The sequence below is a fragment of the Halogeometricum limi genome (genome assembly GCF_900115785.1).
Lineage (GTDB): Archaea > Halobacteriota > Halobacteria > Halobacteriales > Haloferacaceae > Halogeometricum > Halogeometricum limi.
The window spans coordinates 480,399-505,794 of sequence record NZ_FOYS01000002.1 but is presented as its reverse complement, the minus strand read 5'-3'; the positions used below and the strand labels follow the sequence as shown (position 1 = coordinate 505,794).

Here is a 25,396-nt window from a genome sequence, read left to right as displayed (position 1 = left end):
TGGTAAAACATTCGAGACGCGGCGCGGGGAAGGGAAACGAGTAAACCGCCGGCCCCGAGTCGATACGCATGGACAGCGTAGCAGTTATCGGCGCGTCGATGACCCAGTTCGGGCAACGCGACGCGTGGATACGCGAGTTGCTCGCAGAGGCCGGACAGGCCTGTCTCGACGACGCGGGCGTCTCACCCGACGCCATCGAACACCTCTACGTCTCGAACATGGCCAGCGGCGAGTTCGAGGGGCAGACCGGGGTACCGAACGCCCTCGCGCACGACCTGTCGGCGCTCCCGGCGTACACCGCGCGAATCGACCAGACGTCGTCGTCCGGCGGCGCCGGCATCTACGCGGCGTGGCAGTCCGTCGCGTCCGGCGCGTCGGACATGACGCTCCTCGTCGGCGGCGAGAAGATGACCCACCGCACCACCGCGGAGGCGACGGACGTCATCGCGTCGCTCACGCACCCCGTCGAGTACAAACACGGCGTCACGCTCCCCTCGTTTGCGGGACTCACGGCGCGACTCTACCTCGACACGTACGACGCCCCGCGCGAATCGCTCGGCAAAGTCGCCGTCAAGAACCACAAGAACGGCGTCGACAACCCCCACGCGCAGTTCCGCAAGGAGGTTGACTTGGACACCGTTCTCGACTCCCCCATCGTCGCGGACCCCCTCCGCCTGTACGACTTCTGCCCCATCACCGACGGCTCCGCGGCGCTCATGTTCTGCCCCGAGTCAGTCGCGCGCGAGTACACCGACGAGTACGTCGTCGTCTCGGGTATCGGCGGCGCGACGGACACCCACGTCGTCCACGAACGCGCCGACCCGACGACGATGGGCGGCGTGGTCAACTCCTCGGAGATAGCCTACGAGATGGCGGACCTCGAACCGGACGATATCGACGTGGCCGAACTCCACGATATGTTCACCATCCTCGAATTTCTCCAGTCCGAAGACCTCGGATTCTTCGAGAAGGGCGAGGGCTGGAAGGCCGTCGAGGACGGCGTCACCGACCGCGACGGCGACCTCCCGATAAACACCTCGGGCGGGTTGAAGTCGAAGGGACACCCCCTCGGCGCGTCCGGCGTCGCACAGGCGTACGAGATATACGCGCAGTTGATGGGCGAGGCCGGAGACAGACAGGTCGACGCGGAGACGGGTCTGGCCTGCAACGTCGGCGGGTTCGGTAACTGCGTGACGACGACCATCATGGAGGCACGACGATGACCGACGAACGCACGATGGAGGCGCACCGCTACCCCGACGGCAGTATCACCTACCCCGGCCACCTCCTCGGCCCCGGCGGCGAGGAGGCCGTCGGAACGGTCGACCTGAGCGAGTACACCGCGGAGATAGTGACGTGGACCACCTCGACGGCCCCGCCGCCGGGCGTCGACGAACCGAACCACCTCGCCATCGTCGAGTTCGACGTCGACGGCGAACCCGTCCGCGCCATCGGGCAACTCACGACGGGCGACGTGGCTATCGGCGACGAGGTCAGACCGGTCTACGTCGAGGAACTGCGCGACCCCGACGCGGGCATCCGGGAGCGAGAGAGCCAGGAGTGGGACGGGTTCCGCTTCGAACCGGTCTGAGTCGGTGTCGGCCGAGTCTTTCGGGTCGGAGCGGAGGTTCGAGCCGGTCTGAGTCGGACACCCTGACTTCCGCTCTCGGCACGAGCACTGGAATCGCCCGCGCCGGGTATCGGACACGTGTCGACGACAGACGCCGCGTCAGATACTGACAAACGTTATTGCATTCTCGGTGATACCATTCTGAATGCGACGGCTACCGCTCTGTGGTCTGATCTTCGTGTTCGTCCTCGCGGGGTGTGTGGGAAGCCCGTTGTTGAATCCGGGGCCGCAGGAACGCCCGGTGATGATGAATCTCTCGAACGAGGCGAACGAGACCTACACCCTCGAACTGTGGACCGCCGAGTCGCCGCTGGACGTTCGAGTCATCCAGACGAACGGGAGCGACTATACCACGCAGATGGGGAATGCCGGAGTCGGCGTCTACGATACTGGGGTGTCTCAAACCACGTCGTCGCTCCAGTTTCCGGAACGAGCCACCCTGTACGGACGGTACACGTTGAACCCCGGAGAGAGTCAGCAATGGGCCATGCAGGAACCGTACTACGACACCGTGTTCGTCGTCGTCGTCTACGCCGACGACCACGTCATCGGATGGGTCGAGACCAGTTGCGCGGGCGGCGTGAAACTAGGGTTCGATGTCGTCGTCGCCAACTACGGCCCGAGCGGTTCCTACGGGTGCATATGATTTCGCGCCGAGCGATGGTCGCGTCGAGCCTCTCCATCCTGACCGGGTGCGCCTCGTCGGTACTTCCTCCGCGAGACACGGACGACTACTGTGAGTACGAAGCGATTGCTCGCCCAATCGACCCCGTCGAAGCGGTCCCACCGGCGTACGCACCCGCTCAGAGACGCTTGGCGGTGCGCGCGATTCGTGGGGGAACGGCGACCGCGTTCTACGGACCGCGTCCGCTGAAGAACGACTCCTACGTCGTCTTCGACGGCGCGTACTACGAGGTTTCACTCGCAAAAAGCACCGCAAAAACGCTTCCCGCACTCCTCCTGCGCGTCGAGTGGAGGCCCGAGCAGGAGGCGTCTGAAGACACTCCCAACTACTCGTTCGGCGAGCTTCCACCGGTGGATCGTCAGGCTCTCCGTTCGGTCGTGTACGGTGGAGTCTATCGGACGTGGACTCACCCCGAGAACGCGCTTCTCCACTCGGCATCGCCGGTCCTGTATCCTCACGGGACGGCGTCCTCGCTCTTGGCGACGCTCGATTCGTGTTGGATTCGGTGGAACGACCGGGCCTACGAGGTCACGGTTCACGGTGAGTCCTCGACGGAGCAATCCGTCTACGAGTACGAGGCACGTCAGGTCGCTTCCGACGCCGAGGGCTTTCGAGCGCTCATGGCCGAACGATGCCTCGTCCGACTGAACAGCCTCAGTTCCGAACAGGAAACAATCGTCAGGCGAGCCATCGCGGATAAGTACCGTCGGCGGAGTCCGACTCGCCTTCCCGAGTTCGACAGTCTCTGGGACACCCTCGGGAAGGAGGGAGCGTTGTTGCCCGAGGCTGATCGCTGGTATATCGAGTACGAGGGGGAGCGATACGGACTCGAACTGAGTATGTACTGCCAGGGCGCACCCGCCGAGTCGGTATCGCGCCCCCGTCACAACCTGTTCGAACGGAGTTAGGCAAGCAGCCCCGACTCGACGCCGAGCGTCCCCTGTCGGTCGAAACGGTCAGTCTCGGTCGTCGTCGGACTCCTCGCCGCTGTCCGCGTTCTCACCGGAATCGTCGTCCCCGTCGTCACCGCGGACTTCCTTTCGTATCGACGCCAACTCGCCCTCGACATCCACCTGCGGTTCTTCCGGGTCGTCTTCCGCTCCGCCTTCGTCCTCGTCGGCCACGTCGATGGTCACGGGGGACGTGTTCGTCCGTCGGTCCTCGTCGTTCCGACCGCCACCACGCCGGTCGTCGTCGGTCTCGTCCCGCCGGTCGCGGTAGCCGTATCGCGACCGTTCTCTGGTCTGTTCGGCCTCGTCGATGCGCGCCTCTATCTCGGCCATCAGGTCGCGCGCGTCGGTGACGATGCTTCTGGACTCGGCTTCCTGCGGGAGGTCCGCGAGGGCGTCTCTGAGGTCGTCGAGCGCCCGGTCGACGCCGGAGAGCGCTTCGCGGCCAACGTTCGTCGTCGCCAGTCGCTCGGCGGCCGAGCGTCGTCGGCCGTCCCGGTCGAACGCCGACCGGTCGGGGTCCGCCAATCGGAGGACTCGCTGGAGGAGTTCGAGCGACCGAATCGTCGTCTCCAGCATCGAGACGACGGTCGGGATGGTGTACTCGTCGGTGAACCGGAGCAGTTCCGAGAGCGACGGCGGCCGCGGAATCGCCGGGTCGCGGCGGCGCGAGCGGTCGTCGCGCGGTCCGTCGTCGCGTCGGTAGCCGTCCCCGTCTCGGTCACGCCCGGCCGTATCGTCCCGTCGTCCGTCTCCGCGCTCTCCGCTCCGCTCTCGCTCCCGCTCTCGGAGTTCGTGTCTGAGGTCTCCGAGCGTCCGGTCGAGTTCGGAGAGGAGGTCCGCGAGGTCGTCGTCGGGGTCACGTCGCTCGCTCATACACCCTCATTCGAGGCCCGGAGAGAAAAGCTGTCGCCGTCGGTGGGTGCGGCGTCGTCGGTGGGTGCCGCGCCGTCGATTCCGCCCGGCCGCAGTCAGTCGAACGTCCCGCGTCGGTACTGAGCGGGCCACTCCACGTCTTCGCCGAGTTCGTGGGCCGCCTCCAACCCGAAGTAGGGGTTCCGGAGGAACTCCCGTCCGACGACGGCGACGTCCGCCGACCCGTTTCTGACTATCTGGTCGGCCTGTTCGGCCTCGGTGATGCCGCCGACGGCACCGACGGCGGCGTCCGTCGCTTCGTTCACGCGTTCGGCGTAGGGGACCTGATAGCCGGGTCCGGCCTCGGGGACCTCCTGGTCGGGATGGATGCCGCCCGCGCTCACGTCTATCAGGTCTGCGCCGGCCTCGGCGAGGAGGGGCGCGAGACGGGCCGACTGGTCGAGGTCCCACGACTCCCGGTCGTCGAGCCAATCGGTCGCCGAGATGCGGACGAAGACGGGCTTGTCGTCGGGCCACACCTCGCGGACGGCGGCCGTGACCTCGCGGACGAGGCGCGTCCGGTTCTCGAACGACCCGCCGTAGTCGTCCTCGCGGCGGTTCGTCACCGGCGAGAGGAACTCGTGCAGGAGGTAGCCGTGCGCGGCGTGCACCTCGGCTATCTCGAATCCGGCGTCGAGTGCGCGTTCGGCGGCCGCGCGGAAGTCCTCGACGAACTGGTCGACGTCGTCCGCCGACATCTCGCGCGTCGCCGCCGTCTCGCCGCCGTCGTAGGGGTACGGTTCCGGACTCGGCGCGAGCGTCTCCCATCCGCCGTCGTCCTCGGAGATGGGGGCCGACCCCTCCCACGGACGAGACTTGCTGGCCTTCCGGCCGGCGTGGGCGAGTTGGATAGCCGGGACGCTCCCCCGTTCGCGAACGAACGCGGCGATATCGCGAAGCGCGTCGGCGTGGTCGTCCGACCAGATACCCAGGTCGCCGGGGGAGATGCGTCCCTCCGGACTGACCGCCGTCGCTTCGGTCATGACGACACCCGCGCCGCCGACGGCGCGACTGCCGAGGTGGACGAGGTGCCAGTCCGTGGCGAGTCCGTCCTCGGCGGAGTACTGACACATCGGCGAGAGCATCACTCGATTCGGGAGTTCCGTCTCCCGAAGCGTCAACGGAGTAAACAGCGAAGCCGTCATCGACTCCGCGTTCGCGCGGGACGGAAAAACGCCTATCGACCCCGGAACGCGACGGGGGGTACCTCGTTTTAGGCAGACCAAAACTGACTTATCCACCGCCCCGTCACAGAGGAACATGGAGCGTCTCGACGACGAGCAACTGAACGGACCCGACGAACCCGAAACGACCGTTGCCGCCCACCAGTCCTCCCGCGAACGGACCGTCTTCACCGAGAAAGGCAACCGCGACGCCTGGATATCGCTCGACACCGAGTCGACGGTCGACCTCTCGCGATAGCCGCACCGCGGCCGCGTCGCTCCCGTCTCGTCTACTGACGGCTCGGAAAAAAGATTCGCGTCGGGAGCGGACTCCCCGCCGTCCTCACTCGTGGTGGATCGACTGCTCGGTGACGAGCGTGTCGTCTTCGAGGTAGTGCTCGACGTGGTGGGCATCCTCTTCGACGTGTTCTAAGTTCTCCCGAATCATGTGCGCCGTCGCGTGGTCGCCGAGGTCCTCGGCGAGTTCGACGTGGTCGCGCAGGTCCTCGATGATGTCGCCGTACATCTCCATGTCGTTTCGTAGCGACGTGCGGACGTCGTAGACGTCCTGTCCCTCGTGAGAGACCGGCGCGTGCTCTTCGAGCGCCTTACCGCCGGAGATGGGGACGCCGCCGAGCGCTTGGACGCGCTCTGCGAGTTCGTCGGCGAACACCTCGGCGTGCTCGTACGCCTCCTCGAAGAACAGGTGCAGGTCGCGGAACTCGGCACCCTCGACGTTCCAGTGGTGTTTCTTCAGCTGGTGGTACAGCACGTACGACGACGCGAGGTCCGTGTTGAGCGCGTCGACAATCTGCTCTGCACGGTCGGCGTCGATTCGCAGCGCCTCGCTCCCGTCCACTTCGCCCGCCTTTTCGCGGACGTTCTTCTGGGTGCTCATTGCGTCTCTGTATTGTGGTGCAACGGACTTAATCGTTCTCGCCGCACGAAGATATCTTCTCGAAAGACAAACTGTCGCGGCGCTCTCGGGGTGGGTTCGACGCGTACCTCGTCCTCCGTGCACCTCACTCCACGGACCCGACGAACGCCCGCTGTTCGTCGAGAACCTCTCGGTCGAGTCGCCACACCAGGTCCCGTTCGTCGCGGCCGAGTGCCGCCGCGACGGTTCCGTCGGGGCGGACGACGACCGACCGGCCGGCGTACTCGGTCGGCCGAGACCCGGGCACCTCTCTCGTTCCGGTTCGACCCGCGCCGACGACCCAGCGCACGCCGTCCAACGCGCGGGCACGACAGAGGAGTCGCCAGTTCTCCGAGTAGGCGGCCGGCCACGCTCCGGGGACGAACAGCGCGTCGACGCGTTCGTCGGTGAACGCGGCGCTCTCTCCGACGAAGTTGAGGTCGTAACAGGTCAGCAGTCCGGTCTTCCCCGCGGGCGTCTCTAGGACGACGCGTTCCGTCCCGGGCGTCAGCAGCGACGCCTCGCCGTCCCACAGGTGCCGCTTCCGATAGACGCGGTGTGAGCCGTCCGAACGGACGTACGCCGCCGCGTTGAACAGACTGTCGCCGTCGCGTTCGACGTACCCCGCGAGCACGTCGAGGCCGTTCTCCGCGGCGATGGGTGCGAGTCGGTCGACGGCCCCTCCGCGCGTGAGTGCCGCGTCCGCGAGTCGGTCGTCGGCGACGAAGCCCGTCAGCGCGTACTCCGAGAACAGCGCCACGTCGACGTCGTCCGCGAGCGCGGCGGTCCGTTGCCGAATCGACGCGACGTTTCTGTCGGGTCTGAGGTCCGCGACAGAGCGTTGCGGGACGGCGACGAGTGGGGCAGTCACGTCCGACGGCGGGGCGCCCGCGAGCAAAAGTACTCGGGTCGCTCGGAGTGACAGTCGCGCGGACTGACCCACGCCGGCGGACCATGCGAACGCGCGACAAGGTAAAGACAGTACGGTGTCAATACAGTGTACTGGTCGTCAGTCACACGTCGTACGCGGCGACCAGCGCTCGGCCGATGTACCGCCGGAGGTTCGTGTCATGGTCTCCGGTGTGGGTAGGAAATCGGCCGTGCAGTTTTTCGAGCGCCACCCGAACTGGTCGAGAGACCGGAAGGGAAACGCTCTTTTCGGACACGCACCGACTCTCCGCATATGAGTGACGGGGACGACGAGACGCCGGACGAAACTCCCGAACCGGAGGAGACGACGGCGTCCGAGTCGGACGATATCACGGCCGAAAGCCTGGACGAACGCCTCGACGCCGCGGAAGCGGAACTCGAAGCCGCCGAGACCGAGTCTGACCTCGACGAGGTGGAGTCGACGCTCGACGACGTCGAGTCCGACCTCGAGGCGGCCGACCTGCCGGAACCGGACGAGGACGACGACGACGCCGAGGACCCGCGCGCGGACCTCGAATCCCGTCTGTCGGGTCTGCGAGACGACCTCGAAGCGAAGCGCGGCCCGTACGCCGAGGACGTCGTCGACGACGTGGAGTCGGCGAAGTCGAAGATTTCGGACACTCGCTGGACGGACCGCGGCGAGGGCGAAATCGTCGACGTCGTCGAGTCGTTCGCGGCCGACGTGAACGAGACTCTCGACGCCTCCGTCTCGGTGGACGGCGCGTCCGAAGACGACCTGACCGACGCCCTCGACGAAGCCATCGCGGCCGTCGAATCGGCCGGACTCGACGCCGACGAGGACGAAGAGACCATCGCGTCGCTGCTCGAAGCGACCGACGCGCTCGAATCCGGTCTCGAAGACGCCCAGGAGTGGGACGACCTGGAGACGAACGAGAAGCTCCAAGCCGAGGGCTTCTACGACGTGCTCGGCCACTACAAAGACTACCCGCCGGAACTCTCCGCGCTCAAAGAGTGGGAGAAACGCGGCCGTACGGACATGATCCTCCTCGCGAAGGACAACCTCCAGTCCGAGTTCATGCAGGACTACTGCATGGAGGCGTTCGTCCGCATGGCGGACCCCGCGGTGTTCGACGAGATGCACCAACTCGCCCAGCGTCGCGACAAGACGGCCATCAAGGCGCTCGGCAAGATGGGTTCGGGTGCCGAAGAGGCGGTCGAGACGCTCGTGGAGTACGTCGACACCGACTCGGACCCGGCGCTCCAGAAGGTGACGTTCAAAGCGCTCGGCGAGATTGGCTCGCCGGAGGCGACGCAGGCCATCGCCGACAAACTGGAGATGGACAACGACAACGTGCGCCCGTACGCCGCGCGCTCGCTGGGTCTGCTGGGTGACACGCGCGCCGTGAAACCGCTCACGGACACGCTCGCCGAGGACGAGAGCGACACCACCCGCGCCGCCGCCGCGTGGGCACTCCGTCAGATCGGAACGAAGGACGCGCTCGAAGCGGCCGCCGAGTACGCCGACGAGCGCTCGTTCCTCGTGCAGAACGAGGCCGAACACGCGCGCGACAGTCTCGACGCGGACGCCCCGCGCGCCTGAACGGGCGACCAGCGGTTCCCTTCTCGCGGTCACGACGCCGAGAGCGGTGTCGCCGTCCGGAGGTTTATGTACTGACGCGCGGCCAACGTCGTCGTGCCGACAGTCTCGGGTGCGCTCCGCGCCCTCTTCGTCTGTGTCCTCCTCGTTCAGGCGTGTAGTGCCGTCGGTGCTGCCGGTGTCGTCGATGCCGCCGGTGCCGTCGGCGCGGCGAACGCCCCCGCGGCGACGCCGCCCGCGAACGAGGCGTCGACGACGTCGTCCGCGCGAATCGTCGGCGTCTATCCGAACCCCGTCGCGCGCGAGGACGTCGGCGAGTTCGTCGTCGTCCGCGTCGACGGCGCGGCGAACCTCACGCTCTCGGACGGCGAAGACACGTTCTCTCTGCCGACCGCCTCCGGTCGAGTCGTCCTCTCGTCGGACCCCGCGGCGACCCGGAACGCGACGACGCTCCCCGTCTTCCGCGCCGACCTCTCGCTTTCGAACGCGGGTGAGCGGTTGGTCCTCGCCCGAAACGGCACCGTCGTCCACGACGTCCGGTACGAGGACGCACCGGAGGGCGAACGCCTGAACGTCTCGACGGGACGGTGGACGCCGCTCGGACTCCGACTCCGCGAGGCCGTCGCCACCGGTCCCGCCGACGCGACGGCGTTCGTCCTCCCCGACGCGCCCGGCGTTCCCGTCGAGACGCTTCGCTCCGCGGACGACAGACTCCTCCTCGCGGGCTACACGTTCTCCTCGGACCGCGTCGCCGACGCCCTCGTGGCCGCGCACCGCCGCGGCGTCCGCGTGCGCGTCCTCGTGGAGGGGAGTCCGGTCGGCGGCGCGTCGACGCGGCAGGCCGAGATGCTGGACCGCCTCGTCGACGAGGGAATCCCCGTCGCCGTCGTCGCCGGGCCGCGGGCGCGGTTCTCCTATCACCACGCGAAGTACGCCGTCGCGGACGACAGCGCGGTGGTGCTCACGGAGAACTGGAAGCCCTCGGGAACCGGCGGCCGCGACAGTCGCGGGTGGGGCGTCCGCGTCGATTCCGCGCGGACGGCCGACGAGTTGGCGTCGATGTTCGCGGCGGACGCATCGGGCCGCGGCGTCGTCCGGTGGGAGTCGTACCGAACGGGTCGCGAGTTCGTCGCCGACGCGCCGCCGGACGCGACGTACCCGGAACGATTCGCGCCCGAGTCGGTCCGCGCGACGGAGGTCCGCGTGCTGACCACGCCGGGGAACGCGGGCGAGGAAGTGATTCGTCGCGTCGACGGCGCGGAAGAGCGAATCGCCGTCGTCACCCCGCGCATCGACCCCGACGGACGGTTCTTCGCGGCCCTCGTCCGCGCCGCCGAACGGGGTGTCGAGGTGCATCTCCTCCTCTCGAACGCGTGGTACGACGAGGAGTCGAACCGAGCGGTCGTCGCCAGAGCGCGGGAACTGAACGAGTCGGGCCTGCCTATCCGGAGCCGAATCGCCCGTCCCAGCGGCGACTTCGGCAAAGTCCACGCGAAGGGGGCCGTCGTCGACGGGGAGTACGCAGTCGTCGGCAGTCTCAACTGGAACGACCACGCGGCGACGGAGAACCGAGAGGTGGTGTTGGAGCTAGCGGGCGAGGAACCGGCCGCGTACTACCTGCGGGTGTTCGACGCGGACTGGCGGGCGGCCGGTGGTGAGGGACGCGAGGAGACGCCGTGGCTCCTCGTCGCCGGTGCGTTGGCGTCGGCGACGCTGGCCGGTGTGGTGTTGAAGAAGGTGGTTCGGTTCGAGGGGTGACCGCGACTGCGGCGTCGAGAACCGACTTACAGTTCCGCGTCGACGCCCTGCGAGGAGAGTTCGGCGTCGAGTTCCGCGTCGGCCATCTTCTCGACGAGGCTGTCGATGACTTCGCCGCGCATGCCCTTCACGAACTTGATGGACCCGACGACGAGGTGGCCGCCGCCGGAGACGCCGCCGCCGACGACTTCTTCGTTGAGTTCGGCGACCATCTGCGGGATGTCGAGTCGCACCCCGTCCGAGCGGAGGACGGCGAAGTCCGGACCGTAGCCGATGGTGATGACGGGTTCTTGCATCTCTTGGACCTTCTGGTCGTGGAGTTTGCCCGTCGTCTTCCCCGGCGCGGGGTAGGTGAAGCGGTGCGCCCACTCGTCCAAGTCGATGGTGTAGAGGTGCGCGCCCGAACTGAGCGTCTCGCTCTCGACGTGCGACTCCGCGGCGTCCAGTTGCCGGGCCACGTCGCGTTCGGCCCGCGTCGCGAGGAACTCGACCAGTTCCTCGTGGCGCGACTCGTCGTCACAGCCGACGTTGAGCACGTCGTTGACGACGGACTGCCCGTCGCTGTAGCGGAGCCAGTGCGCCGCGTAGTCGAGGGCTTCGCCGATGTCGAGGAGGTTCTCTCGGTCGTAGCCCTGACTCTCGGCGAGTTCGACGAAATCGTCCATCGCCTCGGCCTTCGAGCGGTCCGAGAGGCCGGCGACGGCGGGGACGTGCTTCAGGTCGTCCGTGACCGAGGGGTCTATCATCCGCGCGAGTTCGACGCACATCATCCCCGTCGTGATGCGGTAGTCCTCGTCGTAGAGGTAGGGGTTGACGTGGGCGTCGAGGAGGGGTTCGACCGCCTCGGGGTCCGGGTGGTGGTGGTCGACGACGGCGATAGGCACGTCGTAGTGCGCGAGGTTCTCGTAGGCGGGGACGTCTTCCTCCGTCGACCCGTTGTCGAGCATGAGCAGGAGGGGGAGTCGCTGGCCGTGCCGCGAGCGACCCTCTAAGGCGAAGTTCAGGTCGCGCGTGACGTCTTCCATCTCGTAGAACGGCGCCTTCGAGGGGAGGCGCTTGATGAGGTGTCGCGGCGCGTCGTCGTCGTCGTGGACCTCGCTGATGAAGTTCTCTAAGGCCAGTTGGACCGGAACGGACGCGCACATGCCGTCGCCGTCGGCGTGGTGGCGGACGCGGATGGGACGGCCTTCGAGGACCGTCCGGCGGAGCAGACGAGCGACGTCGCGCAGGTCGTCGCGGAGTTTCTCGAACGCCGACCACTCGACGAGGGGGTCGACGTCGTTCGGTTCGGCGCGTTCGTCGAGCGCGGACGCCAGACGCTGTCGCGTCTCTGCGGCCGCCTCGTCGTCGAGTCGGGTCATCGACCCGACTTCGAGTTGGAGCGCACCCTCGTGGCTCTCGGTGGTGCCACTGACGCGGACGACGTCGTCCAGTTCGACTTCGGGGTGGGCGCGGACGCCCGCCTCCTCGAAGGCGGCGGCGGAGACGATACCGGTGTCGTCGGAGATGCGGAAGACGGTGGGACCGCCCGTCTGTTTGATCTGTGCGACGACGCCCTCGACGAACACGTCCGACCCCGCTTCGAGGTCGGCTATCGGCGTGATGTCGGGTTCGTAGTCGACGGTCTTCGTCTGGTAGTCGTCGAAGTTCGCCGTGTCGAACGCGACGTCGCCGTTCTCGCGGACCTCTTCGAGCGTGACGACCAGACGGTCACCGACTTCGTAGGTGCGGTCGAGGTTCGACTCGTGGACGAGGCCGGACACCTCGTCGGAGACGTCGACGAAGACGCCGTACTCGACGACGCCGTTGACGACGGCGTGGTAGTGCGCGCCGACTTCGGTGTCTTCGAGCGTGCAGTTCGGTGCTAAATCGTAGACGACAGGTCGCGAGTCCGCGTCCGAATTCGAACCGGACTCGCCGCCGGAATCCCCGGCGTTTTCGACGGTCATGGTCGATTCAAGTGGTGGCCGGCGGTTAAGACTTTACATGCGCGTCGGGGTCCGAGGCGGTCGAATCCAGTCACCTCGCGACCGCGCTCAGTAGCCCAACTCGTCCAACGCCTCGCGGAGGTGCGGGAGGTAGTCGCGGCCGAAGTAGCGGACGTGTTCGAGAAGCGGGTGGACGCCGTACACCGTCGCTCTCGTCTCGAAGAACCCGGGGTCGATTCCGCGCAGTTCGTCGTACCGGTCGAAGAAGGCGTCGCCGAACCCGTCGAAGGCGGCGACGTACGCGAGTTCGACCTCGGGGTGGCCGTAGTACGTCGCGGGGTCGAGAAACGCCCGGACGCGGCCGTCGCGGACGACGACGTTCTCGCGCCACACGTCGCCGTGGACGAGTGAAGGTTCGTCCGGTTCGGCGAGGAGCGAGTCCAAGTCGGACGCGAGAGCGGTCACGCGTTCCCGGTCGGTGGCGGGAAGCGTCCCCTCCGCGGCGGCGGCGTCGGCGACGTCCAGCAGTCGGTGCTCGCGGAAGAACTCGACCCACGACTCGGTCCACGGGTTCGGGAAGTGGTACGGCCCGCTGAGCGTGTCGAACGAGAACCCCGACCGGTCGGCTGTCACCTCGTGGAGGGCGGCGAGGTGGTCGGCGATATCGCGTTCGACCGACTCGGTGAACCGCCCGTCGCCGTCGACGTACTGCAAGAACAGGAGGTCGTCGGCCGCGTCGTACACCTCGGGGACCGGAAGCGGCGACTCGCGGGCGAGGTAGCGGAGCATCTCCGCCTCGACGGTGAGCGGCGTGTCCCCGGCTTTCGCGACGACAGGAGACCGGTCGGCGAACTCGACTCGGTAGACGGTTCCGACCTCGCCGCCGTCGAGTTCCGAGAGCGCGGTCACCGGCGACTCGAACTGTGACTCCGCGCGGGTGCGAATCGTCTCGGCGGACGGCGTCTCGTCTGGCATACGACCGTCTGGGTTCGCCGGCACCCTGAGAGTGACGCTTCGGGCATCGCGCCGCAGTCTCCCGATTTCGGCGCTTCACGGACCGGAACTCTTAGATGCCGACGAACCGGAGTTGGTGGCATGCGCCTCTTCCGGTCGAAAGAGATTCTCGGTATCGCCGAGGAGGCACTCGAGTTCGCGTTGGAGGCGTCCAAGGAGACTCATCCGAACGAGTACATGGGCTTTCTCCGCGGCGAAGACGCCAGACGCGTCGGCCTCGACGAGTCGGGCACCGTCATCACCGACGTCCTCATCATTCCGGGGACGAAGTCCGACCCCGTGAGCGCGACGGTCGATTCGAACATGGTGCCGAACGACTTCCGCGTCGTCGGGTCGGTTCACTCGCACCCGAACGGCGTCCTCCGCCCCAGCGACGCCGACCTGGACACGTTCGGCCAGGGACAGGTCCACCTCATCCTCGGACACCCGTACCGCCGAAGCGACTGGCGGGCGTTCGACCAGGAGGGGTCGCCGACGACGCTCGACGTACTGGACGTCGACCTCCCCGACCCGGAGGACTTTTTCGACTTCGACGAGTCCGACCTCGGCCTCGACGAAGAGGAGTTCGACCGATGACCCGCCGCGTCATCGCACAGGGGACGTTCGACATCCTCCACCCCGGCCACCTCCACTACCTGAGCGACGCGGCCGCCCTCGGCGACGAACTCCACGTCATCGTCGCTCGGCGCGAGAACGTCACGCACAAGGCCAAACCCATCCTCCCGGACCGGCAGCGTCGCGACATGGTCGACGCCCTCTCGATGGTGACGGAAGCGCACCTCGGCCACCTCGAAGACATCTTCGTTCCCATCGAACGCATCCAACCGGACGTCATCGTCCTCGGCCACGACCAACACCACGACCCCGAAGGAATCCGCGCCGCCCTCCGAGCGCGAGACATCGACTGCGAGGTCACTCGCGCGTCGGGTCGCGAACCAGCCTACGAGGGAGAACTGCTCTCGACGGGTCGCATCATCGACCGCATCCTCGCCGTCCGCGACGACGAGGCCGAATCCGAGTCGTCAGACGGCGCGCCGCAGTAATCCACCGAGCGTTTCTCCGAGTCGGGTACCGAAGGCGCCCGTGAGCGACGGCTCTCCAGCGGCGGCGTTGCCGTGCATCGATAGCGGAGTGGCGACAGAGGGCGAAGCCCAGCGACTGCAGAGACGAGCGTCGTCGGGAGAGGAAAAGAGACCGGGAAGACGAAGAGACGGTTCGAGAGAACGGTCCGCTGTGCGTTACTGTGCGAGTGCGGGCGGCGCGACGCTACTGCTGTTCTGCGCCGTGCTGTTTCCGCCGCTCTCGCCGCCACTGCTGTTCTGCTGCTCTGCGACCCACTGCTGGTACTCTTCCTGCGAGACGACTTCGACGGTGAAGTACATCTGCGAGTGCGCGACGCCGCAGTACTCGGTGCAGTAGCCCTGGTAGGTGCCTTCCTCGTACGCGACGGTCTTGATGAGGTTCTCCTGCCCGGGCATCGCGTCCGTCTTCAGCGCCAGCTCGGGGACGTGGAAGCCGTGTATCACGTCTCTCGACGTCACTTGGAACACCACGGGGCGGTCCTTGGGGATCACGATCTCAGTACCGCTGCTGAAGTTGCCCTCCTCGGGGTAGGACATCTCCCAGCCCCACTGGAACGCCTCGGCGTGGACGACGACGGGCTCTTCGCCCTCGAGTTCGGTCTGCGGTTGGTAGGTGACGTTGTCGTTCGCCAGCACGCCGTAGGAGGCGACGCCGACGAACAGGAGGATGATGGCCGTCGCGATGGTCCACGTGATTTCGAGGCGACGGTTCTCCTTCGTCGGGAGCGGGTTGTCGTTGTTGCGGAACTTGATCACCGCGTAGAGGAGGATGACCTCGACGAGGACGGTGATGGGGATGGCCACGTACAGAAGCTTGCTGTTCAGCTCGTTGATGAGCTCGGCAGTCGCCGACGGCTGGGCGGCGACAGGGTCCACAAACAGTGCGAGAACGAGCACCGAGAGGGCCGAAACGAGCGCTAAACGCGTCTTTCGCATCTTGGTTTGCGCTTAGGAACAAGTGCCTAAATAGTTGCTGTCTTTTCGTCGCGCACTCTGGAAAGCGCGGAGTCTAAGTACGCCGGTTACGAAGGACCGACAGGTGACTATTCGTGGACTCGAACCGCACACACGACCGTTTTCACGGCCTCCTCGCCGCCACCGCGATGGGCGTCTACCTCCTGCTCCTCGTCGGTGCGACGACGGCCCTCACAGACGCCGCGGCGGCGTGCACCGCGTGGCCGGTCTGCGGTGACGGCTTCGCCGCACCGACCACCGCGGCCGGATGGCTGGCGGTGGGCCACCGACTGGCCGCCGTCGTCGTCGGCCTCCTCGGCGTCGCGACGCTCGTCGCGGGCCTCCGGACCGGCGTGAGCCGCCGGGTGCTCGGCGCGATGGTCGTCGCGGGCGTCCTCTACCCGGTCCAGGCCGGACTGGGCGCGCTCGTCGCCGTCGACGGCGCGGGAACGACGCTGTCGACGGTCCATCTGGCCGTCGGCATGGCCATCTTCGGCGGCCTCGTCCTCGCGCTCGCGTGGACGTTGGAGTCCGACACGGGCGACCCGACGGACCGACCGCAGGAGCGACCCGAACCGGACCTGCCGTCCGAGCGACCGCACGAACCCGTCGTCCCGACGGACCCCGTCGAACGCGCGAAGGCGACGGCGAACGCCTACTTCCGCCTGATGAAGCCGCGGCTGATGTGGCTGCTCTGCCTCGTCGCCTCGGCGGGCATGGCGCTGGCGGCGACGACGAGTACCGGCCTCTCGCCCGCCGTCGTCCTCGCGACGCTCGGCGGCGGCGTCCTCTCCATCGGCGCGTCGGGGACGTTCAACCACGTCCTCGAACGCGACATCGACCGGCGCATGGAGCGGACGAGCGACCGACCCCTCGCGGTCGACTTGGTCCCCGTCAGCCACGCCATCGCGTTCGGCGTCGCTCTCGCCGTCGCCTCCGTGGCGCTGTTCGCGTGGGTGAACACCCTCGCGGCCGTCCTCGGCGTCGCCGCCATCCTCTTCTACAGCGTCGTCTACACGCTCATCCTGAAGCCGAACACGGTCCAGAACACCGTCATCGGCGGCGCGGCGGGCGCGCTTCCGGCGCTCATCGGCTGGGTGGCCGTCACGGGGAGCATCGGCTTCGGCGGCCTCCTCTTGGCGACGGTCATCTTCCTCTGGACGCCCGCGCACTTCTACAACCTCGCGTTGGCGTACAAGGACGACTACGCCCGCGGCGGGTTCCCGATGATGCCCGTCGTCCGCGGCGAGACGACGACGCGAAAGCACATCCTCTGGTACCTCGGCGCGACGCTCGTCGCGGCGGGCGCACTCGCGGCGCTGAAGGGTCTCGGCCTCGTCTACGCGCTGACGAGCGTCGTCTTCGGCGCGGTGTTCCTCTACTTCGTCGTCCGCCTGCACTACGAACAGACGGAGTCGGCCGCGTTCCGCGCGTTCCACGCCTCGAACGCCTACCTCGGGATGCTCCTGTTGGCCGTCGTCGTCGACACGCTCGCCGTCTGATGGGCGTCACCGAATCTCTCAGAGTCGCGTTCGACCGTGACCTCCTCTACGTCGGCCTCTTGGCGAACACGCTCGGCATCTTGGCGTTCGCGTACGTCCTCCTCGCCGACATCACGCTTACGCAACCGCGCTACGCGTTCTACGGACTCCTCTGGATAGCCGTCGGCGTCCTCGCCGTCTGGAAGACGACGCCGGCGCCGGCGGACGAGAAGACGAGACGGCGCGCCGGCGTCGTCGCCGTCGGCTACCTCGTTGCACTCGCCGTCGCGGGCGGTATCGTCGTCTCCTCGGTTCCGTCGGGGGCCGACTGGGGCGCGCGACTCGCCACCCTCGCCCCCGGGTGGGGACCGGCACCCGTGTTCACGACGCCGTACGTCGCCGTCGTCCTCATGCCCGCCCGCGTCGTCGGCTACCTCGCGTTGGCGTACCTCGTCTACGCGACGGTCATCGACGCTTCGGGCTCTGCGGTGTCGGGATTGCTGGGTCTGCTCTCCTGTGTCTCCTGTTCGTGGCCCATCCTCGCCTCCCTCCTGACCGGCGTGTTCGGAAGTAGTTCGGCGCTCGTCGCGGCGACGTTCGACCTCTCGTACGACATCTCGACGCTCGTCTTCGTCGTCACCGTCGCCCTCCTCTACTGGCGGCCGTTCGGGTTCTCCGAGGGCGACTGACCGCTCTCGTCACCTGAAGACACTTACTGCACGTCGAGCAATCTCCGACCATGTCCCGCCTCTTTCGCCGCGTCCTCCTCGCCAGCGTCGCCGGTCTCTCGACCGGATGCGTCGGGTCGCCGGACGCCCGCCGACACCGTCGTCTCCCTCGCCGACTGACCGGCGCGTACGTTTAATTACCAGGCCGGAGCAGTCCACGTATGACCGACGTGGAGATAGAGTACTGCGTCCCCTGCGAGTTCCTCGACAGAGCCGAAGCCATCCAACACGCCCTCCTGAGCCAGTTCGGCGAGCGGTTGGACCGCGTGTCGCTGGTCACCGGCGACCACGGCGTCCTCACCGTCGCCGTCGACGGCGAGGTGGTCTGGGACAAAGCCGACGACGAGTACGACGTCGACGAGATAACGCGCCGCGTCCGCTCGTCGGTCTGAACCGTGAAGTCGGCAGAACACGCCGTCGTCGGCGCGGCGGTGTCCGTCCCGGCGGCACTGGTCGTCTTCCCCGACGCGGGGACGGCGGTGCTCGCGGGCGTGGTCCTCGGCGGCGTCCTGCTGAGCGTCTTCGTCGACTTAGACCACTTCGTCGTCGCCCGCGGCGTCACCGGCGACTGGCACAACCTCGCCCGCGCGGTGCGCAACCCTCGCGTCGGACTGGTCGAACAGGAGAAGGTGTTCGCCGACATCGACGGCGGCCTCCGGAGACGACGACTGTTCAGTCATCACCTCGTCGGCGGCGTTCTCACGCTCTCGCTCGTCCTCGCGGGGGTCGGCCGTCTCGCCGTCTTCGTCGCTGTCGTGCTCTACGCGCACGTCTGCTGCGACTACCTGCGGGACCTCGACTACGCCTGAACGCGGGCCGTGACGGGCGAATCAGTGCCCGTGGAGGCGTCCTTCCTCGGCGTAGCGGGCGTCCATGATGCGGTCGTACTGGTCGTCCGAGAGGTCCACGTCTGCCGCGCCGACGTTCTCGTCTAACTGTTCTCGGGTGCGCGCGCCGACGATGGGTACCACCGTCGCGTCCCGGTAGTCCATCAACCAGCGAAGCGCCACCTGCGCGGGCGAGGCGTCCACCTCGTCGGCGACGGTGCGAACCGCGTCCAGCACCTCCCACCCGCGCTCGGAGAGGTAGAAGCGGTCGAACCGTTCGTCGAAGGAGCCGCGAGAGCCGTCGGGCGCGACGACCTTCTCGGGGTCGTCCGGGTCGGCGCGTTCGTACTTCCCGGTGAGGAAGCCACCCGCGAGCGGCGAGTACGGACACACTGCGAGCCCCTGGTCACCGCAGACGTCGAGGTAGTCTTTCACGTCCTCGTAGTAGCCCGCGTGGAACAGGGGTTGGGTGACCTCGAACCGTTCGAGGCCCTCCACGTCGGACTTCCAGAGCGCTTTCGTCAGTTGCCACGCCGCCATCGTCGACGCGCCGAGGTAGTTCACCTTCCCCTCTTCGACGAGGCCGTTCAGCGTCTTGAGCGTCTCCTCGATTGGCGTCTCCTCGTCCCAGCGGTGGATGTAGTAGAGGTCGAGGTAGTCGGTGTCGAGGCGGTCCAGCGTGCCCTCAATCTGGTTGCGGATGTGCGTCCGCGAGAGGCCTGACCCGTTCGGGTTGTCCTCGTCGAACCCGAAGTACACCTTCGAGGCGACGACGTAGTCCTCGCGGTCCTTCTCGGCCAACCAGTCGCCTATCCACGCCTCCGAGCGACCGTTGGGGTTGCCGTAGACGTTCGCGGTGTCGATGAAGTTCCCGCCGTGGGCGTCGAACGCGTCCAAGAGGTCGTGCGCCTCCTTCTTCGACGTCTCCAAGACGCCGCTTGACTCGCGGCCGAAGCGCCACGTCCCGAAGCAGAGTTCCGATACCTTCGTGCCCGTACTGCCGAGGCGTCGATAGTCGAGGCTCATGTGCGGACAGACGGATGGCCGGTGCAAAAGTGTGCTAGCCGAGGCAACGGACCGTCGCTGTCGGAGGGTTTTTCTCCTCACCCACCTCCCGTCGCAGTGTGTCTGAAACCGCAGTCGTCGCCATCGGCCTCGGCGACCTCGGTCGATTGGAGTGCCGGACAATAGACTCGGTAGACGGCGTCCGCGTCGTCGCGGGGGCTGACCCCTCGGCGGACGCCAGAGACGCGTTCGAGTACGAACTCGGCCGCGACGTCTACGACTCTCACGAGGAGATGCTGGACGAGGTGGACGCCGACGCCGCCATCATCTCGACGCCGCACACCCTCCACTACGACCACGCGATGGCGTGTCTGGAGCACGGCGTCCACGTCCACCTGGAGAAACCGATGGTCACGGACCTCTCGCACGCGAAGACGCTCGTTCGGCAGGCCCGCGAGGACGGACTGGTGCTCGCCGTCGGCTACCAGCGACACTTCGACGGGCGATTCCGCGAGATTCGACGGCTCATCGACGAGGGACGTATCGGCGACCCGCACATGGTGACCGGCCACCTCGAACAGCAGTGGATATCGTGGAACGAAGGTCGCTGGCGCGCCGACCCCGAACTCTCCGGCGGCGGCCAACTGTACGACTCCGGGTCGCACCTGCTGGACGCCCTCCTCTGGACGACGCGGAGTACGCCGGTGGACGTGGCCGCGACGGTTGACCACCGCGGCGCGGACGTCGACGTGAACGCCGCCCTCGCGGTCTCTCTCGACCGGTTCGGCGACCGACTGACGGCGAGCATCGGCGTCTCCGGCGCGGGGCAGAGCGGTCCGGCACCGGGAGAGGGAATCCACATCTGGGGCACCGAGGGCTCCATCTCGTTCGACGGCGAGACGGTCCGCGTCGTCGAAGACGGGACGGCGTACGAGGCGACGCCGCACCACGGCGGATTCGACGAGTTAACCGACCGGAAGTTGGCGAACTTCGTCGCCGCGGTTCGCGGCGACGCCGAGTTGGAGATACCGGCGATGGACGCCGTGAAAGTGACCGCGCTGACGGAAGCGGCCTACGAGTCCGCGGAGTCGGGGCGGCGCGTGGCCGTCGACACCGATATCTAGAGACTACGGAGCGACCAGACGGAACAGTTCGCCCGAGTTCTTCGTGATTCCGCGCACGCCCGTCGTGAGGACGTACAGGTCGTCGCCGTCGCGTCCGAACGCGGTCAGGAACGACCCCGGTTTCGCGTCGCCGGCGAACGGCACCTCGGCGACGGGCCACGGCGTCGTCTCCGCACCCGGGTCGGCGGCGAACAGTCGCCCGCCGGTTCGCCAGTCGGCGAACAGATACGCGCCCGTCAGTTCCGGCAGGCTATCGCCGCGGACGACGTACCCGCCGACGACGGCGATTCCGGACGCGCCGTCGCCCGAGTGCGGGTACTCTATCACCGGGTCCACGAGGGGGTCGCCGTCGGGCGTCGTCGTCGGGCAGTCGTTCGCGCGGAAGCAGTGCGTCGCCTCGCGGACGTTCCAACCGTAGTTGCCGCCGTTCTCCACGATGCTCACCTCCTCGTACTCGTTCTGCCCGACGTCGGCGACGTAGAGGTCCCAGTCGTCGGACCCCCGAACGTCGAAGGAGAACCGCCACGGGTTTCGAAAGCCCCACGCGTACTGCTCGTCGAGGCCGTCTCGCCCGACGAGCGGATTGTCTTCGGGGATGCCGTACGGACGGCCGTCACCCTCCGAATCGACGTCGATGCGGAGGATACTCCCCAGCAGGTTCTCGGTGACGTCCTGTCCGTTGCCGCCCGAGACGGCGTCGTACCAGTCGTCGACGTGACCGGTTCCGCTGTCGCCGCCGCCCCCGCCGTCGCCCGTCGCGACGTAGAGGTAGCCGTCGGGACCGAACCCGACGGCGCCGGCGTTGTGGTTCGACTGCGGTTGCGGAATCTCCAACAGCGTTCGCTCGTCGTCGACGCTCGCCGTCCGCGCCTCGGGGTCGACGGTGAACTCGCTGAGGACGAACGTGTGGCTGTAGTTGTTCGGCGTTCCCTGCCGGCGAGGCGCGCTGTACCGGACGAACAGGCGACCGTTCTCGGCGAACTCGGGGTGCGGGGCGACGCCGAGGAGGCCGCGTTCGTCGTACCCGTTCAGGTCGACCACCCGGTCACGGACGTCGAAGTAGGGCGCGTCGCGCGCGCCGTCGGCCGTCACCTCGTAGATGGCGCCGGGTTGGTCGACGACGAACCGTCGGTCGGTCCCCGCGGGGGCGTAGAAGTCGACGGGCGAGACGAACCCCTCGGCGACGCGTTCGACGGCCACGCTGGCGTCGGCGGGTCCGTCGCTCGTTCCCGTCTCGCCGCCGGTTCGGGCCGTCTCGTCGTCGGTTCCGTCGTCGCCGCTGGTCGGGGCGGAACTACACCCGGCGAGGCCCGAGAGGACGGTGGCGAACCCGGCGGCGAGGACGCGCCGGCGGGACGCAGGAGAGAGACTGTCGGACGTGGGGGACATACTGTATCCGGAGGGCCGCGCGCGAATAAGCGTTGGTTCTAGTCGAACGAGTGACAGTAGCTCCCCGGCGCTCGCCCCGCCTCTCGTCGCGGAATCCGAATCCTTACCACCGGACGCCGCACAGATTCGGCCATGAACGAGGTACTCGTCGCCGACGGCGTTCGGAAGTCGTACGGCGACAACGAGGCCCTCTCGGGCGTCTCGCTCTCCGTGCGGGCGGGCGAGGTGTTCGGACTCATCGGCCCGAACGGGGCGGGCAAGACGACGCTCGTCCGGGCGTTGACGGGGACGACGGCCGTACAGGGGTCGGTCAGCGTCTTGGGGACGTCGCCCACGGACGTCGAACGCGACCGAATCGGGCTCCTCCCGCAGTCGTTCTCGCCGGCGTCTCGACTCACGGCCCGCGAACTCGTCGAGTACTACGCCGGTCTGTACGACGAGGCGCGCGACCCCGAGTCGGTCCTCGCGGACGTGGGTCTCACGGGCGACGACGCCGACACGTGGTACGAGAAGCTCTCGGGCGGCCAACAACGACGGGCGTGCGTCGCCGCCGCGTTGGTGAACGACCCGGACGTGCTCTTCCTGGACGAACCGACCACCGGCATCGACCCGGCCGGTCGTCGCTCGCTGTGGAACCTCTTGGACGGCCTCGCCGCCGGCGGGACGACGGTGTTTCTCACGAGTCACTCGATGGCCGAAGTCGAACGCCTCTCGGACCGGGTTGGCCTGTTGAACGCGGGCGAACTCGTCGCCGTCGGAACGCCCGCCGAACTCGTCGCCGAACACGGCGGCGCGAGCAGACTGGAAGTGGAGACGGACGCGACGCCCGGCGACCTGCCGGACCTCGTCCGTCGGACGTACCGTCTCTCTTCGCGCGGCGGAACGCTCGTCTTCGAGGGTCTCGCACCGCGGGACATCGGCGACGCGGTGACCGAACTGGAGTCCGCCGACGTCGACTACGAGGCCCTCACCTGGACGCAACCGGACCTCGAAGACGTCTACCTCTCGCTGACCGGCGAGTCGTTCGAGGCGCGTCCGAGCGACGTCGTCTCGGCCGACGCGGAGTCGTCCGGTCGCGGTCGACGGCGCGGCCGCGGGGGTGGCGAATGAGTTCGCTCTCGCGCATCCGCGCGGAGTTCGTCGCCTCGTGGCACTCGTTCCTCCGCCGCCGGACGGCGGTGTTCTTCACGTTCTTCTTCCCGGTCATCATCGTGCTCATCTTCGGCGCGTTGGTGCAGACGCAACCGACCGGCGGCGGCCTGTTCGCCGAACCGCCCGCCTACTACGTGCCGGGCTACCTCGCCGTCGTCGTCCTGTTCACGCCGCTCTCGCGGGTGGGGTCGACCATCGCTCGGCACCGAGACGGCAACCGCTTCGAGAAGTTGGCGACGACGCCCCTGCGGCGCGACGAGTGGCTTCTCGGGCAGATTCTCGTGAACGTCGTCGTCATCGGACTGGCGGCGTTGCTCCTTCTGGTCCTCACCGTCGTCGTCACGGGCGTGTCGCTCCCGCTTCGCCCCGCGACGCTCAGCATCGTCCTGTTCGTCGCCCTCGGCGTCACCCTGTTCTGCGGCCTCGGGGCGATTCTGGGCCGCGTCGCCGACTCGCAGGACGGCGTCATCGCGGCGTCGAACGCCGTTGCACTCCCCTTGCTGTTCCTCTCGGAGACGTTCGTCACGCCGGACCTCCTACCGGCGTGGTTCCGCCCGGCCATGGACCTCTCGCCGCTGACGTACTTCGCACGCGGCGTCCGCGCGGTGACGACGGGTGCGGGCGACCCCTGGACGAACCTCGGGATTCTCGCGGTGCTCGCCCTCGTGTTCTTCGCGGCGGGCGCAGTCGCCATCCCCCGGACGGACTGAGCGAGTCGCGTTCCGACGTCCCGAGTCACCGCCTCCGTCGGCTCTGTCGTCCCCGCCGTCGCAGGACGAGAACGAGAGTCAGCGGGAACACGCAGACCAGAAGCAGCGTCGGGAGCGTCTGCTGTCCGTCGAGGTACGACAGCAGGCCGAACAGGGAGACGCAGAGAGCGAGGGCGAGTCGCCACGCCGCGGTGTCGGTGACGCCCGCCAGCGACCCGGCGGCGAAAACGAGGACGAAGGAGGCGGTGACGGCGACGAACGGGAGCGAGACGCCGGGCGTCTGCGAGAGGACGGCGGCCATCCCGAGGGCCATCAGCGCGGAGAGAACGAGTCGGCCACGGTTGACGGGCCGACCGAACAGCGTGGGCATCGGCGGTGCTTCGGAGAGCGGCGACTTGACGCTACCGTCCTCAGCGAATCGGGATGTCGGTTCCCTCGTCGTCGCCCTCTCCCGGCGTTTCCCCCGGTCCGCGGCCGTCGCGCCGGCGGACGCGATGGCCGGGTGACCGTTCGACGGCCGGGCGTTCGTCGAGGACGACGGTGAGCGTCGTCGGCGACGCGTTGCGAATCACCTCGACGTCGACGGGTTCGCCGGGGTGCGTCTCCGTGATGAGATAGCGCATCAGTTCCTCGTGCGAGCGGAGTTCGCGTCCGCCGATACCGACGATGATGTCGCCGCCGACGGGGATGCGCTGGCCGCGAACGGTGCGCGTCTCGCGCGACCCTCGGAGGCCGTCTCCGCCGCGCGGTCCCTCCGCCACGTCCACGACGAGGACGCCCCGAGGGTCGTCCAGTCCGTTCGCTTCCGCCACCGTCGGCGTCACGTCCAGCGTCCGCGCCCGGAGGTACGAGTGGGGGTAGCGCCCGAGGGCGACGAGCGTCGGAACGACGCGTTCGACGATGGTGGGCGAGACGGCGAACCCGATGTTGTCGCCCTGTCGCGCGCGGTTGACACCGACCACCTCGTACCGCTGGGTCGTCTTGCCCTCGTCGTTCTCGTCGGCGTAGACGGCGACGAGCGGTCCGCCGGAGTTACCGGGGTTGATGGGTGCGTCCGTCTGCACCACGTCGGGGATGGCGAACCCGCCGGAGGTCGGCATCGACCGGTTCGCGCCGGAGACGATACCCGCGGTGATAGAGCCGTCCAGTCCGAGGGGGTTTCCGAGGGCGGCGACGGGGCGTCCGGGGAGGGGGTTCTCGGGGGCGACGGGCAACGGCGTCGCCGCCGCGGGCATCTCGTCGACGGCGACGACGGCCAGGTCGGTGTAGGCGTCCGTGCCGACCACCTCGCCGATGGCCCACGACCCGTCGGCGAACCGGAGTTCGACCTCCTCGACGCCGTCGACGACGTGGTGGTTCGTCACGACGTGGTGGTCGTCGTAGACGAACCCCGACCCCGCGCCGACGCCCGGCGCGCGGCGGCCGACGTACAGCGAGACGACGGACGGAATCACGTCGCGGTACAACTGCTCGAAATCGATGTCTGCGTGCATGGTG

At 67.8% G+C, this 25,396-nt stretch carries 28 protein-coding genes; 17 read left to right on the top strand and 11 right to left on the bottom strand.

The window, feature by feature from the left end; all coding sequences use genetic code 11:
- Nucleotides 1-68 precede the first annotated feature (68 nt).
- The 4 genes from BM282_RS07500 (at nt 69) to BM282_RS07485 (ending at nt 3,223) form a co-directional block, all read left to right on the top strand.
- Nucleotides 69-1,223, top strand: coding sequence for a thiolase family protein (locus BM282_RS07500; protein WP_089878740.1), 1,155 nt, complete (start codon nt 69-71; stop codon nt 1,221-1,223).
- Nucleotides 1,220-1,591 (top strand): OB-fold domain-containing protein, encoded by a 372-nt coding sequence (locus BM282_RS07495; protein WP_089878736.1) that lies wholly within the window; start codon nt 1,220-1,222, stop codon nt 1,589-1,591. The genes BM282_RS07500 and BM282_RS07495 overlap by 4 nt, the downstream gene beginning before the upstream one ends.
- A 184-nt stretch (nt 1,592-1,775) precedes the next feature.
- Nucleotides 1,776-2,276, top strand: coding sequence for a hypothetical protein (locus tag BM282_RS07490; protein ID WP_139229697.1), 501 nt, complete (start codon nt 1,776-1,778; stop codon nt 2,274-2,276).
- Entirely contained in the window at nt 2,273-3,223 is a 951-nt protein-coding gene (locus tag BM282_RS07485) for a hypothetical protein (RefSeq protein ID WP_139229696.1), read from the top strand. The genes BM282_RS07490 and BM282_RS07485 overlap by 4 nt, the downstream gene beginning before the upstream one ends.
- A gap of 48 nt (nt 3,224-3,271) precedes the next feature.
- Here BM282_RS07485 and BM282_RS07480 read toward each other — a convergent pair whose 3' ends face one another.
- Together BM282_RS07480 and BM282_RS07475 are read right to left on the bottom strand one after the other, a co-directional pair.
- On the bottom strand, nt 3,272-4,141 hold the full coding sequence (locus BM282_RS07480) for a DUF7547 family protein (RefSeq protein WP_089878730.1): 870 nt from the start codon (nt 4,139-4,141) through the stop codon (nt 3,272-3,274).
- A gap of 95 nt (nt 4,142-4,236) precedes the next feature.
- The gene (locus BM282_RS07475; protein ID WP_089878727.1) at nt 4,237-5,325 is read right to left on the bottom strand and encodes an NADH:flavin oxidoreductase/NADH oxidase; all 1,089 of its coding nucleotides are present in this window, start codon (nt 5,323-5,325) and stop codon (nt 4,237-4,239) included.
- A gap of 115 nt (nt 5,326-5,440) precedes the next feature.
- Between BM282_RS07475 and BM282_RS18470 the strand changes: the two genes are divergently transcribed.
- Nucleotides 5,441-5,602 (top strand): hypothetical protein, encoded by a 162-nt coding sequence (locus BM282_RS18470; RefSeq protein WP_175501425.1) that lies wholly within the window; start codon nt 5,441-5,443, stop codon nt 5,600-5,602.
- 84 nt (nt 5,603-5,686) lie between these two features.
- Here BM282_RS18470 and dpsA read toward each other — a convergent pair whose 3' ends face one another.
- Complete coding sequence (dpsA, locus tag BM282_RS07470; protein WP_089878724.1) at nt 5,687-6,241, bottom strand: DNA starvation/stationary phase protection protein DpsA; 555 nt, start codon at nt 6,239-6,241, stop codon at nt 5,687-5,689.
- A 124-nt stretch (nt 6,242-6,365) separates the two neighbouring features.
- Nucleotides 6,366-7,130, bottom strand: a complete 765-nt coding sequence (locus tag BM282_RS07465) for a carbon-nitrogen hydrolase family protein (protein ID WP_089878721.1) — start codon at nt 7,128-7,130, stop codon at nt 6,366-6,368.
- 312 nt (nt 7,131-7,442) lie between these two features.
- On the opposite strand from BM282_RS07465, the gene BM282_RS07460 reads away from it, so the two are divergent.
- Nucleotides 7,443-8,750 (top strand): HEAT repeat domain-containing protein, encoded by a 1,308-nt coding sequence (locus BM282_RS07460; RefSeq protein WP_089878718.1) that lies wholly within the window; start codon nt 7,443-7,445, stop codon nt 8,748-8,750.
- A 93-nt stretch (nt 8,751-8,843) separates the two neighbouring features.
- The gene (locus BM282_RS07455; protein WP_089878716.1) at nt 8,844-10,505 is read left to right on the top strand and encodes a phospholipase D-like domain-containing protein; all 1,662 of its coding nucleotides are present in this window, start codon (nt 8,844-8,846) and stop codon (nt 10,503-10,505) included.
- Nucleotides 10,506-10,531: 26 nt separating this feature from the next.
- On the opposite strand, the gene BM282_RS07450 is transcribed toward BM282_RS07455, so the two are convergent.
- Nucleotides 10,532-12,454: a DHH family phosphoesterase gene (locus BM282_RS07450; RefSeq protein WP_089878707.1), complete on the bottom strand. Its 1,923-nt coding sequence runs from the start codon at nt 12,452-12,454 to the stop codon at nt 10,532-10,534.
- Between the two features lie 87 nt (nt 12,455-12,541).
- Nucleotides 12,542-13,408, bottom strand: coding sequence for a fructosamine kinase family protein (locus BM282_RS07445; RefSeq protein WP_089878704.1), 867 nt, complete (start codon nt 13,406-13,408; stop codon nt 12,542-12,544).
- 120 nt (nt 13,409-13,528) lie between these two features.
- On the opposite strand from BM282_RS07445, the gene BM282_RS07440 reads away from it, so the two are divergent.
- Complete coding sequence (locus BM282_RS07440; RefSeq protein WP_089878702.1) at nt 13,529-14,023, top strand: Mov34/MPN/PAD-1 family protein; 495 nt, start codon at nt 13,529-13,531, stop codon at nt 14,021-14,023.
- Nucleotides 14,020-14,490: an adenylyltransferase/cytidyltransferase family protein gene (locus tag BM282_RS07435; RefSeq protein WP_089878700.1), complete on the top strand. Its 471-nt coding sequence runs from the start codon at nt 14,020-14,022 to the stop codon at nt 14,488-14,490. The genes BM282_RS07440 and BM282_RS07435 overlap by 4 nt, the downstream gene beginning before the upstream one ends.
- A gap of 195 nt (nt 14,491-14,685) precedes the next feature.
- Here the strand turns inward: BM282_RS07435 and coxB are convergent, their stop codons facing one another.
- Nucleotides 14,686-15,465, bottom strand: coding sequence for a cytochrome c oxidase subunit II (coxB, locus tag BM282_RS07430; RefSeq protein ID WP_089878697.1), 780 nt, complete (start codon nt 15,463-15,465; stop codon nt 14,686-14,688).
- Between the two features lie 167 nt (nt 15,466-15,632).
- Between coxB and BM282_RS07425 the strand changes: the two genes are divergently transcribed.
- From BM282_RS07425 to BM282_RS07410, 5 genes are read left to right on the top strand one after another with little or no spacing between them, the layout of a single operon-like run.
- Nucleotides 15,633-16,985 carry a heme o synthase gene (locus BM282_RS07425; protein WP_089878694.1) on the top strand — a complete coding sequence of 451 codons (1,353 nt, stop codon included), beginning with the start codon at nt 15,633-15,635 and terminating at the stop codon, nt 16,983-16,985.
- Nucleotides 16,985-17,653 carry a DUF7546 family protein gene (locus BM282_RS07420; protein ID WP_089878691.1) on the top strand — a complete coding sequence of 223 codons (669 nt, stop codon included), beginning with the start codon at nt 16,985-16,987 and terminating at the stop codon, nt 17,651-17,653. The genes BM282_RS07425 and BM282_RS07420 overlap by 1 nt, the downstream gene beginning before the upstream one ends.
- A gap of 50 nt (nt 17,654-17,703) precedes the next feature.
- Nucleotides 17,704-17,829 (top strand): hypothetical protein, encoded by a 126-nt coding sequence (locus BM282_RS18930; protein ID WP_281244791.1) that lies wholly within the window; start codon nt 17,704-17,706, stop codon nt 17,827-17,829.
- Between the two features lie 24 nt (nt 17,830-17,853).
- Nucleotides 17,854-18,084 (top strand): SelT/SelW/SelH family protein, encoded by a 231-nt coding sequence (locus BM282_RS07415; protein WP_089878688.1) that lies wholly within the window; start codon nt 17,854-17,856, stop codon nt 18,082-18,084.
- A 3-nt stretch (nt 18,085-18,087) separates the two neighbouring features.
- On the top strand, nt 18,088-18,501 hold the full coding sequence (locus BM282_RS07410; RefSeq protein WP_089878686.1) for a hypothetical protein: 414 nt from the start codon (nt 18,088-18,090) through the stop codon (nt 18,499-18,501).
- Nucleotides 18,502-18,522: 21 nt separating this feature from the next.
- Here the strand turns inward: BM282_RS07410 and BM282_RS07405 are convergent, their stop codons facing one another.
- Nucleotides 18,523-19,545 carry an aldo/keto reductase gene (locus BM282_RS07405; protein ID WP_089878683.1) on the bottom strand — a complete coding sequence of 341 codons (1,023 nt, stop codon included), beginning with the start codon at nt 19,543-19,545 and terminating at the stop codon, nt 18,523-18,525.
- A gap of 98 nt (nt 19,546-19,643) precedes the next feature.
- Between BM282_RS07405 and BM282_RS07400 the strand changes: the two genes are divergently transcribed.
- Complete coding sequence (locus BM282_RS07400; protein ID WP_089878680.1) at nt 19,644-20,648, top strand: Gfo/Idh/MocA family protein; 1,005 nt, start codon at nt 19,644-19,646, stop codon at nt 20,646-20,648.
- Between the two features lie 3 nt (nt 20,649-20,651).
- Here the strand turns inward: BM282_RS07400 and BM282_RS07395 are convergent, their stop codons facing one another.
- Entirely contained in the window at nt 20,652-22,037 is a 1,386-nt protein-coding gene (locus tag BM282_RS07395) for a PQQ-dependent sugar dehydrogenase (RefSeq protein WP_089878677.1), read from the bottom strand.
- Nucleotides 22,038-22,169: 132 nt separating this feature from the next.
- Here BM282_RS07395 and BM282_RS07390 point away from each other — a divergent pair, with 132 nt between their 5' ends.
- Entirely contained in the window at nt 22,170-23,147 is a 978-nt protein-coding gene (locus BM282_RS07390; protein WP_089878674.1) for an ABC transporter ATP-binding protein, read from the top strand.
- The gene (locus BM282_RS07385; protein ID WP_089878671.1) at nt 23,144-23,899 is read left to right on the top strand and encodes an ABC transporter permease; all 756 of its coding nucleotides are present in this window, start codon (nt 23,144-23,146) and stop codon (nt 23,897-23,899) included. Before BM282_RS07390 ends, BM282_RS07385 begins: the two co-directional genes overlap by 4 nt.
- Nucleotides 23,900-23,924: 25 nt before the next feature.
- Here the strand turns inward: BM282_RS07385 and BM282_RS07380 are convergent, their stop codons facing one another.
- Entirely contained in the window at nt 23,925-24,269 is a 345-nt protein-coding gene (locus BM282_RS07380) for a hypothetical protein (protein ID WP_089878669.1), read from the bottom strand.
- 40 nt (nt 24,270-24,309) lie between these two features.
- Nucleotides 24,310-25,392: a S1C family serine protease gene (locus BM282_RS07375; protein WP_089878667.1), complete on the bottom strand. Its 1,083-nt coding sequence runs from the start codon at nt 25,390-25,392 to the stop codon at nt 24,310-24,312.
- Between the last annotated feature and the right edge of the window lie 4 nt (nt 25,393-25,396).